14 protein-coding genes and 2 pseudogenes are annotated in these 13254 nt (G+C 40.6%); 5 read left to right on the top strand and 11 right to left on the bottom strand.

Features of this window, described 5'->3' with window-relative positions; translation table 11 throughout:
- Positions 1 to 128: 128 nt before the first annotated feature.
- The gene (locus ACE1CA_RS15505) at positions 129 to 455 is read left to right on the top strand and encodes a hypothetical protein (protein ID WP_413280624.1); all 327 of its coding nucleotides are present in this window, start codon (positions 129 to 131) and stop codon (positions 453 to 455) included.
- A gap of 116 nt (positions 456 to 571) precedes the next feature.
- On the top strand, positions 572 to 832 hold the full coding sequence (locus ACE1CA_RS15500) for a hypothetical protein (RefSeq protein WP_413280625.1): 261 nt from the start codon (positions 572 to 574) through the stop codon (positions 830 to 832).
- A gap of 260 nt (positions 833 to 1092) precedes the next feature.
- Here ACE1CA_RS15500 and ACE1CA_RS15495 read toward each other — a convergent pair whose 3' ends face one another.
- Positions 1093 to 1464, bottom strand: coding sequence for a hypothetical protein (locus ACE1CA_RS15495; RefSeq protein WP_413280626.1), 372 nt, complete (start codon positions 1462 to 1464; stop codon positions 1093 to 1095).
- Positions 1445 to 1729 carry a BrnT family toxin gene (locus tag ACE1CA_RS15490; protein ID WP_413280627.1) on the bottom strand — a complete coding sequence of 95 codons (285 nt, stop codon included), beginning with the start codon at positions 1727 to 1729 and terminating at the stop codon, positions 1445 to 1447. The genes ACE1CA_RS15495 and ACE1CA_RS15490 overlap by 20 nt, the downstream gene beginning before the upstream one ends.
- 290 nt (positions 1730 to 2019) lie before the next feature.
- Here ACE1CA_RS15490 and pruA point away from each other — a divergent pair, with 290 nt between their 5' ends.
- A complete protein-coding gene (pruA, locus tag ACE1CA_RS15485; RefSeq protein ID WP_459563698.1) occupies positions 2020 to 4992 on the top strand; it encodes an L-glutamate gamma-semialdehyde dehydrogenase in 2973 nt (990 codons plus the stop codon).
- A gap of 226 nt (positions 4993 to 5218) precedes the next feature.
- On the opposite strand, the gene ACE1CA_RS15480 is transcribed toward pruA, so the two are convergent.
- The 6 genes and pseudogenes from ACE1CA_RS15480 to ACE1CA_RS15455 form a co-directional block, all read right to left on the bottom strand.
- On the bottom strand, positions 5219 to 5782 hold the full coding sequence (locus ACE1CA_RS15480; RefSeq protein WP_413280629.1) for a hypothetical protein: 564 nt from the start codon (positions 5780 to 5782) through the stop codon (positions 5219 to 5221).
- Positions 5783 to 5959: 177 nt separating this feature from the next.
- The gene (locus ACE1CA_RS15475; RefSeq protein WP_413280630.1) at positions 5960 to 6190 is read right to left on the bottom strand and encodes a DUF6887 family protein; all 231 of its coding nucleotides are present in this window, start codon (positions 6188 to 6190) and stop codon (positions 5960 to 5962) included.
- Entirely contained in the window at positions 6187 to 6369 is a 183-nt protein-coding gene (locus tag ACE1CA_RS15470) for a DUF6888 family protein (protein WP_459563697.1), read from the bottom strand. The genes ACE1CA_RS15475 and ACE1CA_RS15470 overlap by 4 nt, the downstream gene beginning before the upstream one ends.
- Positions 6370 to 6409: 40 nt before the next feature.
- Positions 6410 to 6502 (bottom strand): annotated as a pseudogene (locus tag ACE1CA_RS15465) (type II toxin-antitoxin system HicB family antitoxin); the annotation flags it as partial.
- Positions 6503 to 6512: 10 nt separating this feature from the next.
- Positions 6513 to 6791, bottom strand: a complete 279-nt coding sequence (locus ACE1CA_RS15460; protein WP_413280632.1) for a BrnA antitoxin family protein — start codon at positions 6789 to 6791, stop codon at positions 6513 to 6515.
- Positions 6754 to 7033, bottom strand: a pseudogene (locus tag ACE1CA_RS15455) (BrnT family toxin). Before ACE1CA_RS15455 ends, ACE1CA_RS15460 begins: the two are co-directional and overlap by 38 nt.
- 70 nt (positions 7034 to 7103) lie before the next feature.
- Here ACE1CA_RS15455 and ACE1CA_RS15450 point away from each other — a divergent pair.
- Both ACE1CA_RS15450 and ACE1CA_RS15445 read left to right on the top strand, forming a co-directional pair.
- On the top strand, positions 7104 to 9614 hold the full coding sequence (locus ACE1CA_RS15450; RefSeq protein ID WP_413280634.1) for a phospholipid carrier-dependent glycosyltransferase: 2511 nt from the start codon (positions 7104 to 7106) through the stop codon (positions 9612 to 9614).
- A 152-nt stretch (positions 9615 to 9766) separates the two neighbouring features.
- On the top strand, positions 9767 to 10696 hold the full coding sequence (locus ACE1CA_RS15445) for a cobalamin-binding protein (protein ID WP_413280818.1): 930 nt from the start codon (positions 9767 to 9769) through the stop codon (positions 10694 to 10696).
- A 38-nt stretch (positions 10697 to 10734) separates the two neighbouring features.
- On the opposite strand, the gene ACE1CA_RS15440 is transcribed toward ACE1CA_RS15445, so the two are convergent.
- The 3 genes from ACE1CA_RS15440 to ACE1CA_RS15430 form a co-directional block, all read right to left on the bottom strand.
- Positions 10735 to 10908, bottom strand: a complete 174-nt coding sequence (locus ACE1CA_RS15440; RefSeq protein WP_413280819.1) for a hypothetical protein — start codon at positions 10906 to 10908, stop codon at positions 10735 to 10737.
- A gap of 134 nt (positions 10909 to 11042) precedes the next feature.
- Positions 11043 to 11576 carry an SH3 domain-containing protein gene (locus ACE1CA_RS15435; protein ID WP_413280820.1) on the bottom strand — a complete coding sequence of 178 codons (534 nt, stop codon included), beginning with the start codon at positions 11574 to 11576 and terminating at the stop codon, positions 11043 to 11045.
- Positions 11577 to 11706: 130 nt separating this feature from the next.
- Entirely contained in the window at positions 11707 to 13221 is a 1515-nt protein-coding gene (locus ACE1CA_RS15430) for an AAA family ATPase (protein WP_413280821.1), read from the bottom strand.
- Positions 13222 to 13254: the final 33 nt, after the last annotated feature.

The raw sequence follows: 13254 nt of genomic DNA, 5'->3' as shown, positions 1-13254 counted from the left end.
ATAATCCTCCAATTCTCTTACGAAAATTATCACCTCTATTTTCCCAGGTAGAACGTGGGAACGAGCAGAACCCGGTTTCTGTGCTATACAATCAGAATATCTCAAAATTTATCCGTCCCTTTACTCGAATGACAGAATCAACCCAGAAACGCCAAGTTCGTCGAGGTCGCATTTTTCCCGAATACCAAAGTACTCCAGAAATTCGCGCTAAACGCATTGCCCAAAGGGAAGAATTAGGTAAGCAATGTCGCCAAATTTTTGAGCAAATTCGCCCACAATTAATGTCAACTCATTACAATTGGTTCATCGCTATTGATGCAGAAACGGGGAACTATTTGCTGGATGCAAAATTTGATGGTTTAATGCAAAAAGTAAAAGCTAATTATCCGTCTAATGGTAAAGTGAGGTTAACCACTTTTCGCCTGAATGAAGATGGTTATTGTGGGTTAATATGATTTTGGGTAGGTTTGAGGAACAGGGCTAACTGATTTTTGAGATTGAATTAGTCACAGCTAACGGAGAAGAAATTGCTGTTGATGGGTTACTGGATACGGGATTTACAACAGGTTTTTTGGCTGTTCATGCGGATGATATCGAAGCTTTAGGTTGGGTTATTTTAGCTTCTGAAATTGAAATGCAAACAGCAAGAGGAACTGAATATTTTGATATTTATGAAGGTCGGGTAATTGTGGATGGCAGAGAATTTATTGTCCCCGTTCATGTGGGTTCAGAGTTACCGGAAATTCTCTTAGGTCGTCAATGGTTAAGTTTAATGAAGCTGGTTATTGATGAAAGAAACGGTATTTTGACTTTGGAATATGTGGGAGAGTAATTTTGCGATCGCATCCCCCATTAATTTATATCATGTCCGGTCGAATAACCCGAATAAAAATGGCTGAAACTATTGTTTTGAGGGCATCGCAATGATGGGCGATCAACCGGACATGATATTACCTGTTTGCGATCGCACTTTGAAAAAGAAAGCTACACGGATGAGATCCCCCTAAATCCCCCAAAACACAAGGGGGGCTAAGAAAGAGCCAGACTTGTAACCAGCAACTTGAGTTAATACATAGACGACTTAGATAGAAACTAAACTAGCTGTTCAGCAATTAGATTATCGTATATACTTTCCCAAAGTTTTAGGTGTTCCTTAAAGTCAAGCATTACCGCAGTTTTCTGTCCATGTTCATCAATTAAAAACTGAAAAGTGTTAGCATGACTCTGGCTTTCTTCTAAAGCATTTAACCAAAGGTGATGATGCTTTTGGATGTCAAGAAGTACACCAGTTTTTCTACCTTTACTGTCAATTAAAAATTGGATACCTGTTAAGGTATCTAGGTTATTATTTTGATATTTTTGGAAATATTTTCCTCTCACACCTTGGCTGAAATCATATTCATCCAGCATTTCTGAATCATCTGTTATTTCAGAATAGTTTTGATTACTCAATTCCTTCTTCATATACTTTCCTTTCCCGGTTGGTTGCAATCCGAGCACTAATTATACGAACATTATCACCTCTATCTGTGTAAACAACAACTAATAGCCGTTGTCTATCAGAGTAACCCAAAATTAAAAATCGCTCTTCTTCTATAGAATTTAATGCGTCATTTCTGGTGATAGAAAAGGGGTCGCTAAATATGGTAGCAGCTTCTACAAAGGAAATTCCATGCTTGTTTAAGTTTGTTTTTGCTTTTTCTCTATCCCACTCAAACTTTAGTGACATTCAGGATTTTTTAATCGGAGTTGCCTTCATTTTACAAATCTATATTAGTTTATCGTTGAGGACAAAGGCGATCGCTTTTTTAACCACAGATGAACACAGATGGTATATGTAGGTTATCTGTTTTTGCCTGAGTTCTTTTTTTAGTACGCAGATGAATGCAGATAAACGCAGATGAACGCAGATTTAGAGGGAGATTTGGGAGGGGATGCGATCGCAAAGTCACCCCAAAACGTAAGAATAGAGGATACGGGATTTTTATCCCTATTTTTGCCGATAATTAGGAGTCCACAATTGTGGTTGCACAAAATAATAACACTTACGAACCTAAAACCCAAGAGATTGCTAAACAACTTTTAGCAGCAACTAAGGAAAATCGATCGTTTTTTGCCCATGTGTTCGACCAAATGCGCTGGGATGATAAACTGCTGGCATGGGCGATGAGTAACCCCGGTTTGCGCGTGCAGCTGTTTCGCTTCATTGACTGTCTTCCGGCACTGCGTAGCAAGTCTGAAGTTGCTCGTCATTTACAAGAATACCTTAGTGATGAGTCGGTGGAACTTCCCAGCGCACTGAAGGGAATGTTAAATTTTGCTTCTGCTGATTCTATGCCGGGACAGGTGGCGGCGACAACTGTTTCGACGGCGGTGGAAGCTTTGGCGCATAAGTACATTGCTGGGGAAAATGTTCAGCAGGTAATTAAGACGATCGAACGTCTCAGAAAGGATAAAATGGCTTTTACCATCGACCTTCTTGGTGAGGCGGTAATTGCTGAGTCGGAAGCACAGCTTTATCTGAAAAAGTATTTGGAATTGATGCAGCAGTTGACGGAAGCTTCTCAGAATTGGAAAACTATTCCTCAAATTGATGAAGCTGACGGACAAGCAATTCCGAAAGTACAAGTTTCGGTGAAGTTAACTGCATTTTACTCCCAGTTTGATCCTTTGGATGATAAGGGAAGTGAGGAGAAAGTTAGCGATCGCATTCGTATTTTACTCCGTCGTGCTCAAGAGTTGGGAGCGGCTGTTCATTTTGATATGGAACAGTATGCTTACAAAGATTTAACACTCGCCATTTTAAAACGAGTTTTGTTAGAAGAAGAGTTTCGTTCGCGTACCGATATTGGTGTTACCATTCAAGGTTACTTGCGCGATAGTGAAAAAGACCTGAAAGATTTAATCGAATGGGCTAAACTCAGAGGATATCCGGTAACTGTTCGTTTGGTAAAAGGCGCATATTGGGATCAAGAAACCATCAAAGCTGCTCAAAGAGATTGGCAACAACCTGTTTATAATGATAAAGCGGCGACTGATGCTAATTATGAGAAACTTACTCAACTGCTGTTGGAAAACTATCAATATATATATACAGCAATTGGTAGTCATAACGTCAGAACTCAATCGCGTGCAATGGCAATTGCCGAAACTCTCAATGTTCCCAAGCGTTGCTTTGAAATGCAAGTTCTGTACGGAATGGGAGATAAGTTAGCTAAAGCTTTAGCTGATAAAGGTTATCGCGTTAGAGTATATTGTCCTTATGGGGAATTACTTCCGGGAATGGCGTATTTGATTCGCCGTTTGTTGGAAAATACTGCTAACAGTTCATTCCTCAGACAAAACTTAGAAGACCGTCCAATTGAAGAACTCTTAGCTGCGCCTTCTGCTAATAATACTGTATCAGATTTGGCGGCAAAACGCGCATTTCCCAATGTGGCAGATACGGATTATGCTGACAAGGAAAAGCGGGAGAAAGCACAAGAAGCATTCCGCATTGTTAGAGGACAATTGGGTAAAACTTATTTACCTTTAGTTAATGGGAAGTACGAAAATACTTCCGAAACTTTTGATTCGGTTAACCCTTCCAATCCCAAAGAAGTTGTTGGTAAAATCGGTTTATTATCAGTTGAACAAGCAGAACAAGCACTGAAAGCTGCAAAAGCAGCATTTCCGCAATGGCGCAAAAAATCTGCCAAAGAACGCGCCGACATTCTGCGGAAAGCAGCTGATTTAATGGAACAACGTCGCGCCGAACTTTGTGCTTGGATTGTATTAGAAGTTGGCAAACCTTTACAAGAAGCAGATGGAGAAGTTTCCGAAGCGATCGATTTTTGTCGTTACAATGCCAACGAAATCGAACGTTTAGATCAAGGATACAACTACGACCTCGCTGGCGAAACTAACCGTTACATTTATCAACCTTTGGGAATTGCATTGGTAATTTCTCCTTGGAATTTCCCCTTTGCAATTGCAACGGGAATGACTGTAGCAGCGTTAGTTGCGGGAAATTGCACGCTTTTGAAACCTGCGGAAGTTTCTTCCGTAATTGCTGCTAAACTAGCAGAAATCCTCGTCGATGCGGGAATGCCTCCCGGAGTTTTCCAATTCGTACCCGGAAGAGGTTCAATTGTTGGCGAGTACATGGTGAAGCATCCCGATGTGAATATGATAGCTTTCACAGGTTCGCAAGAAGTCGGATGTCGCATTTACGCCAATGCTGCCATTTTACAACCCGGTCAGAAACATCTCAAACGGGTAATTGCGGAAATGGGTGGCAAGAATGCCATCATTGTCGATGAAAGTGCGGATTTAGATCAAGCCGTTGCCGGAGTTGTGCATTCCGCTTTCGGATACAGCGGGCAAAAATGTTCCGCTTGTTCGCGGGTAATTGCCGTCGATTCGGTGTACGATACCTTTGTCGATCGCTTAGTAGAAGTTACCCGCAGTTTAAACGTCGGTAATGCTGAAGATCCTAGTACAAAAGTCGGCCCTGTAGTTGATTCTAAGGCACGCGATCGCATTCGGGAATACATCGCCAAAGGCAAAGAAGAAAGTAAACTAGTTTTAGAAATGCCTTCTTCAGAAGCGGGTTATTTCATCGGCCCCGTAATCTTCAGCGAAGTCTCCCCAACTGCTACAATTGCCCAAGAGGAAATTTTCGGCCCTGTACTCGCCTGCATTCGCGCCAAAGATTTCCAGGAAGCTTTGCAAATTGCCAATGGTACGAACTTTGCCTTAACTGGCGGTTTGTACTCGCGCACACCTTCGCACATCGAACAAGCAACCGCAGAGTTTGAGGTGGGTAATCTTTATATTAACCGAGGAATTACAGGTGCGATCGTCTCTCGTCAGCCTTTCGGAGGATTTAAACTTTCTGGTGTCGGATCTAAAGCCGGAGGGCCCGATTATCTGCTACAATTCCTTGAACCCCGCGTGGTGACGGAAAATATCCAACGTCAAGGTTTCGCACCAATCGAAGGGGCAGAATAATCTAAGTTTCCCTTGCTAGTCTATCAACTCCGTAGGGGTGGGCAATGCTCACCCTGTTTTTTTGCTCTTTCTTCCCTTCGCGTTCTTTGCGTCCTTTGCGGTTTAATAAAAAATAACTTGACTTGTACCAAAAATCTTTTAATTAGAACGCAGATGAATGCAGATGAACGCAGATGTAGTAGATAAATTGTCGATTTTCGCCAGAACTTTTTGGTGATATGGTGCGTTATTTAAGGATTTCTAATGCTTGCAAAATTCGTGTTTTTGTTTCGGAATACGGTTCGTTATTATAAGCCATTTCAAGTTCATACTGTGCTTGTAAATTACAGTTTTTAATTCCGTGAATTAACCCATAAATATGATGATGTCTTGCCCAAGTATTATTCACAGAAGCAGCTATGCGTAATGCCCCAAATGCAAAATCATCAGAACCTACAATACCATGACAAATCGCACTACGACAACAAGAATTATATTTATCTTGTTCAGAGCGAACTGTGGCAATAATATCAGATATAGACCTAAAAATCAGCGTGGTATGTCGCTTGGCAATTAACCAATTGATTACTTCTTTAATCACATCAGAGGGAATAGGCAAGCCAACATGGGTTACAATTAACAAATGTAAAATAGTAGCGGCTTGGTCTGAAAAGTTTAATGCTAACTCAGAAAAATTCTCCGGTATCCCAAACTCTCGGCGCAAATTAGGTTCTAAGATAAATTCTTCTAGCAATAAGCCTTGAAAAGACGTATTAGCAATATTTGACTGTAAATTAATACCTGACTGCATAGTAATATTGATTAAGCCGCTCCTACGGTATAACACGCTTATTGATAATTTTATCCGATACATCACAAATTTGCTCACTATGCTTATAAAGAGTGACGTTTGTGGGGTGAAGTGCGATCGCGTTTATTAAATTTCCCCTGCTAGTCTATTAACTCCGCAGGGGTGGACAACACTTACTTACTCTGTTTTTTTTGCTCGTTCAATTTGCTCAAGCTTTTCCTTAAAAATAGCTTCCATTTCTCCTTCAGGATCGGTAAGATCAATAGGGCAAGGATAAAATGGAGCATTAGGATCGCGACGATTCATTAACTCTTGCAATGCTGCATGAAAGGCTTCTTCATCATTTCTATGTTCTGAAATATGCTGCTTTAGTTCAGCGTTTGTCATTTCTTTTAGGTTTGCTGTCATAGAACAAAGTCCCAATTTCCATCCTCTTTTATTATCAGCGCAATTTCATCCCTTATCCCAGCCTGGATGTAGATTGTTTTTAACTTTTGGTCATAACGAAAAACTTGAATTGGTTGATACAGATTAGAAAGTAACTGACAAACAAATATTGCCGTGTAGCACTGGCTTTGTGTCGGCAAGTTGTAGCTCCTAAATATAATATATGACAAATTTAGCTTATCAAAATTTCAAAACCTCTACTTGATGAGTTTCTATTGTAAGTGGCATACCACGTTCTGCACAGACTTGAAGACAAGCAGCGATCGCATTTTTGAATATGTTTTTAACCCATTTCTCGATCACTATTACTCTCAATATATCGACGCAAAATTGAATTAATCAAAGTTTTGTAATCCACATCTTGAGACTCAAACCATGCCATGATGTCGGGATCGAGTTTTACTAAGTCACGCGCTTGATCTGCTGGAAGTTGCAACGTCGCCTTAGCAAAAAATTCCTCGGTTAATGGCGGAATGTCAGAGTAATCAATCTCTTCATCCGTCATCGCATCTAGTGCATCCCAGTTAGTACGAGAGGTATTGCTCAAATCTTTTGCGCTCATATCGGTTAGCCCTTCGTGCTGAAATAATTCGGATTACATTACCTTGTCGTTCTGTCCAAACAACAACGGCTACACCATTTCTCAAAAATCCAATTCCAATCCACCGATCTTCGCCGTAATCAATCCGATCGTCAACCTCGATTAACATAGGACTTTCAAACATTTCTGGGACATCTGCAAAGTCTATATTGATGTTTGCGAATGTTTTGCAAATTTTTCGCTTCGTCCCACTCGAACTGCATGAAGGTCTAATAAATGCTAATCTGGCTACTGCTTATTATCGCGCATTGCTGTAATCGCGTTGGTTAACTCATGATTAATTCTAAGCCTGCGATCGAGGAAAAAAAAGACAAGAAGTTCCAAGGGTTAATTGCTCTGGCAGTTATCTGGCTGTTGGGTGCTCTGTGCGATCGCCTTTGGTTCGCTCTCGACCATTCTACCCCAGCCTGGGATCAGGCAGAATATCTCACAGGTACTCTAAACTATGGGCAAGCTTTACGCAATCCTCAGATCTTTTCTGGGGAATGGTGGGTTAATTTTTGGCACATTTCGTCCAAAATACCACCTTTGGTTTATATTTTAGCAGGGTTTGTCCAAAATGTCTTCGGTACGGGGTTCGATCGGGCAACTATTATTAATCTATTTTTTAGCGCTATCCTGTTATTTTCGGTTTATGGTTTGGGGGTTTATCTATTTAGTATAGAAGTGGGTTTGTTGGCGGCTGTTATCTGTCAGCTTTTGCCTGGTTTGTATCGGTTTCGCTTGGATTTTTTGTTGGATTATCCTCTAACGGCTGTTGTTACTTTTAGTTTTTTCTGTTTGACGGTTTGGAGTTTTTTGGGAACCACGAAGACACGAAGAACACGAAGGAAAGAATGGTTTTGGGCAATTATTTTTGGGCTTTCTTTAGGAGGAAGCCTGATGGTGAAGCAAACTGCTTTGTTCTTTTTGGTGACTCCGATTTTATGGGTTTTTGTGGGAACGATTAAGGCGAAAAAATGGGAAAGGTTAGCACAGCTTTTTACTGCTTTTTTAGTATCGATTTTGGTGTTTGGTTTTTGGTATCGGATTAATTGGTTATTGATTTTTACTTCGGGGAAAAGGGCGACTGTGGATTCTGCGATCGCAGAAGGCGACCCCCCTCTCAATACCCTAGCTGCTTGGACTTTTTATTGGCAAGATTTACCTTATGTGGTTTCTTGGGTTTTATTATTAGTGCCAATTGTCGGTTTATTGATTTATAAAGTAAAAAATCCGCAAGCTAAGGTTTTAAATCCGAATTTGTCATGGTTGGCGGTTTTTTGGATTGGTTCTTATCTGCTTTGTTCTTTGAATATCAATAAAGATACTCGTTATATTTTGCCCTATTTACCAGTTTTGGCTGTCTTTTTAGCTTATTGTTTAACTCTCTGGAAAGGTCGCTTTGCTCAATCGATTCGTTGGGGTACAATTGGTTTAGCATTTCTCTTAATGTTGTTCAATCTTTACCCTTTGGGTGGTGCTTGGTTAACTCAATTTTTGAGTCCTCGATTTCAACATTATATTTACACTGGTGCGGAATTACCCCAGCAAGAAGTTATCGCAGAAATTATCCAAACTGAACCTTATTTACGCTCAAATTTAGGGGTTTTACCTTCCACTCCCAAGCTGAATCAACATAATTTTAATTACTTCGGTGCTTTGCAAAATTTCCAAGTTTACGGTCGGCAAGTGGGAACTCGGAAAAAGTTTGTTCCCCAAGATGCGAGGAGTCTTTCTTGGTTTGTGACTAAAACAGGCGATCAAGGTTCTGTTCCCTCGGAAGCGCAAAGTCAAATAACCCAAATTGTCGAACAGGGAAATGATTTTAAATTACAGAAAAGTTGGAAGTTACCCGATGAAAGTAATTTGAATCTTTACCGCAGTAAACAACCACCTGTCATAGTTCAACCTTTGGCGAAACCTTTGGGAAAAGTTACTTTAAATAAAGTTATTGTCCCGGAAAAAGTTGCACCGGGAAATCCTGTTCCGGTAATCTATGATTGGTCTGGTTCTTGGGAACAATTGCAGTCAGGAGTTGTGTTACTAACTTGGTATAATACTGCTAATCCTAAGCAATCTCGCTGGTTACACGATCGCGCTTTGGCTATGGGAAATTTATATCCATCAAATCTGCCAAATAATAATTCAGGATTTCGCGTTGTGGAAAAAATGGCAATGCTTCCCCCCGCAGAATTAACACCGGGAACTTACACTTTGTCCGCAACTTATGTAAATCGCAAAACTGGTGAAAGTTACCCAATTCAAACACCAAAGGTTACTGTAACAATTGACCCTAATGCTAACAAAATTCCTGCGCCAGAATTGGATTTAATTACTCAATTACGCAGTTTAGCAATTTCTTTACCCGAAGGGCTAAAAGCACTTACTCCGGTATTCGATGAAATTGGTAGAATTAATCAATATGACCCAACTCAAGATTATTTGCAACAAGCAGAAACAGCTTTGAAATTTCGCTTAAAACAAGAACCAAGCAATTGGGAATTAGCTTATAATTTGGCATTAGCAGAAGTTTTGCAAAGAGATGTTAATGGCGCGATCGCAGCCCTACAAAAAGTCACTCAGCTAGACTCCCAAAACCCCTACGCCTACGCCTATCTCGCCTTCGTACACCTATACAACTGGAACCCAAAAGCCGCCCAAATCGCCCTCCAGCCAGCCTTAACAATCAATCCTAACTCGCCAGAATTACAAGCCCTTAGCGGTGTCGCTTCCGCAATGCAAGGTAATCTTATAAAAGCTTGGCGACAACTTCAGCCAATTCTTAACAAGGGTTCACAATAAACTCTTAATTTCTGAGGTACGTTGTTGCGCTTCAGCGCTAATTGTAGCGCTGAAGCGCAACAACGTACTTTTTTTGGTATAACGTAGGGAGGATTAACAATTCTAGAGACAGAGGTAAATTGAGAGAAACTACAATTCTATGGGCATAAATTATGAATAATAGCGAACAACTCAGAATAGTTTCTTTACTTCCCAGTGCGACAGAAATTGTGGCTTGTTTGGGTTTAACTGATGCTTTGGTGGGACGATCGCACGAATGCGACTACCCCCCCGAAGTCCAAAACTTACCTATTTGCACCCAAGCAAAAATTAATTCGGAAAAACCTAGCGCCGCTATTCATCAAGATGTTACCGAATTAGTGCGATCGGCATTGAGCATTTATGAAGTCAAACTTGATGCTTTAGAACAATTACAACCAACTCATATTTTGACACAAGACCAATGCGATGTTTGCGCGGTTAGCGTTGCAGAAGTTGAAAAAGCTGTAGCTAAACTTACCAACTCTCAACCCCAAATTATTTCCTTAAAACCGCAACATTTAGCAGATGTTTGGACGGATATTCAAAACGTAGGTAAAGCCCTTAACCTATCTCCAGAATCAGTAATTGAAAACTTAAAAGCGCGAGTCAAAATTTGCGAACAAAAAACTCAATCTCTAACTTCAGAAGACCGCCCCAAAGTGCTTTGTATTGAATGGACAGACCCTTTAATGGTTGCGGCTAATTGGATTCCTGAAATGGTAAAAATTGCTGGAGGAGAACCGCTGTTTAGCGTGTTCGGTCAACCTTCACCCCAATTAACTTGGGAATCAATAATTAACGCCAATCCAGACATTATTATTTTTATGCCTTGCGGTTTCAATTTAGACCGCACTCATCAAGAAGCTATGCCTCTAACTCAAAGACCGGAATGGCAAAATTTACGTGCTGTTCAAAGCGGAAGAGTTTACATTACAGATGGTAATGCTTATTTTAATCGTCCGGGGCCAAGATTAGCCGAATCAGTAGAAATTTTAGCAGATATTCTGCATCCAGAAATTTTTCAATATGGCTACAAAGATCGTGCTTGGAAACCTTTATAAACTCCTTTTCTGAGACTTTTTCTCGAAAGTTTGTTTGATTAAATTAACCCTAAGCGATCGCACAGCAAAGCCACCAAAACCGCAAAAATGGTAATCTGTAGCGCTACAAGGGGATGTTGTCCCTGACTGACTGCAAAAGAGGTAACAATACCAGCACCTAAACCAGCAGTAACCACAGCACTTACCAAATCTCTATTCGATCTGTTGTACATAAATTCATCCCAGGAATTAGCTCTATTTACTGTTTTCCACACTACCATCCTAGTCTGAATTGGTTAAGCGGTTGTCTAAATATTGCAACCAAGTTTAAAATTTTGCTACTTTTCTTAACACATCAATTGAGTTTTTATTGATTAGCCGCTTGTGTTTGTTCTCCATCTTCTACCCGCCTAATATTTCGCACTTTTACCCAACCTTCATTACTACCATCTTCCGATCGAATTTTTACCCAACGTTTGTCATCGCTTTCAGACAAAACTATCACCTCTTCGTTATAAGCTACACCACCAATTCTTTCCGAATCAGAACTCGGATTATCCCGCACACTCAAACCAGTTGACCAAATTACCCGTCCTCTGTATGCGCCAGGTTCTAATGGTTTTTCCTTAGCTTCATTAGTTGGGGTTGGGGTTGGGGTTGGAGTATTGGTATTAGTACTAACCTCCGTAGCTTTAGGAGTATTCGCCACTGCTACTGATGGCTGAGGTTTAGCTACTGGTTTCACCTTATTAAAATTTCTTTCATTGGCAAATATGGGTTTTTCTGGAGGTGCAGTTAATTTAGTAATAAAATACAGCGCACCCGCAACACCAGCACCCGCTAATAAACCAATAGCAATGACAAAACCAATCAAAAATTTAACTATTCCAGAAAAGCTCATACTTAAATCACCCATTCTCACGCCAATTCGATCAATGCAAGTATATATCGAGTTTAGGTACGTAGTTGCGCTTTAGCGCCCTTCTAACAACTGGGATAATAGCGCTGAAGCGCAACAACATACTATGATATTATCGGAATTGGTTTTTGATCCGATCGCTCAAACTGCTATGTTTAGAAGCTAAACGCGCCTTACCCGCAGCCGCCCAATCTTGTAAAAACTCGATTTGTTCTTGAGCAGTTCTGGCTAAAGGTACAATTTGACTAGCCGCTTCTAAAACATCATCAGTGTTAAAATCTCGATTTTGACTAAAGCCAATGTGCATCGCTTCTGTCAAAGCTTGCTCAATTTCTGCACCCGAAAAATCAGGTGTTTCGTAAGCTAAACGATCGAGATCGTAACTATTCAAATTATGGGGACGTAGCCGAGTTAAATGTACCCCAAAAATTGCCCTCCTTTCTTCTTGCGTCGGTAAACCGACAAAAAAGATTTCATCAAACCTCCCTTTTCGTAACATTTCCGCTGGTAAAGTTTGAATATTATTTGCTGTCGCTACCACAAAAACCGGGCTAGTTTTCTCAGCTAACCAAGTAATAAATGTACCAAAAACCCGGTTACTCGTACCCGCATCACCTTTGCCATCCATCCCGGAAAAAGCTTTATCAATTTCATCGATCCATAAGACGCAAGGTGCTAAAGCTTCGGCTAATTGAATCATTTGTCTGGTGCGAGATTCTGATTCTCCCACTAAACCCCCAAACAATCTACCTACATCTAATCTTAGTAAAGGTAAATGCCAATGGTGTGCGATCGCTTTTGCCATTAAAGATTTACCCGTTCCCTGAATTCCTACTAACAATAAACCTCTCGGATGGGGTAAACCATATTGTCTCGCCCGTTCCGAAAAAGCACCACCCCGACGCAATAACCATTCTTTTAAATTATCCAATCCTCCCACATCAGAAATATTTTCTGTGGTTGGATAGAACTCTAAAATTTGTGTTTGGCGAATCGTTTGGCGCTTTTCTTCTAATACTAAATCTACATCTTCCGGGCGTAATTCGCCATGTGTTGCGATCGCTCTCGCCAACACCCGCCTAATTCTTTCTAAAGAAAGTCCTTGACACGATCGCACAACTTGATCTAAAATTCGACCTTCCAAAGATTGTCCCGTAGCCGCCAATAAACGTTCCACTTCCACCTTAATTTCCGGCGCAGTTGGTAACTGAAACTCCAAAACAGTTAGCACTTCGCTCAACTCTTCAGGAATAGCCAATCTAGGCGACAAAATTACCACATTTTTCGGTTGTGACTTTAACAAACGAGCCAAATTTTTCAACTTTCGCGCCACACCCACATCTTCTAAAAAGCGGTGAAAATCCCGTAAAATAAAAATAGCTGCCGCAGAATTGGGCAGCTTTTCCACAAATTCTAAAGCTTGTAAAGGATTGCGTTTTCCGAATCCTGCATCATTGGGATTACCCTGATAACCATCAACAAAATCCCAAATATAAACCCCACGATTACCCTGATTTTTGGCGATGTTAGCGATCGTACTTTCCACTCGCTCTTCTTCGCAAGTCGGAATATAAATCAACGGGTAGCGGGCACGCAATAGCAGTTCAAACTCATCACTAAAACTCATATTTTTTGCTGATTTGGTAAAAGGTAATAGTCA

This window comes from Floridaenema evergladense BLCC-F167, assembly GCF_041929205.2.
Classification (GTDB): Bacteria; Cyanobacteriota; Cyanobacteriia; order Cyanobacteriales; family Aerosakkonemataceae; genus Floridanema; species Floridanema evergladense.
The sequence above is the reverse complement of the archived record's forward strand: the minus strand, read 5'-3'. Positions and strand labels throughout refer to the sequence as shown.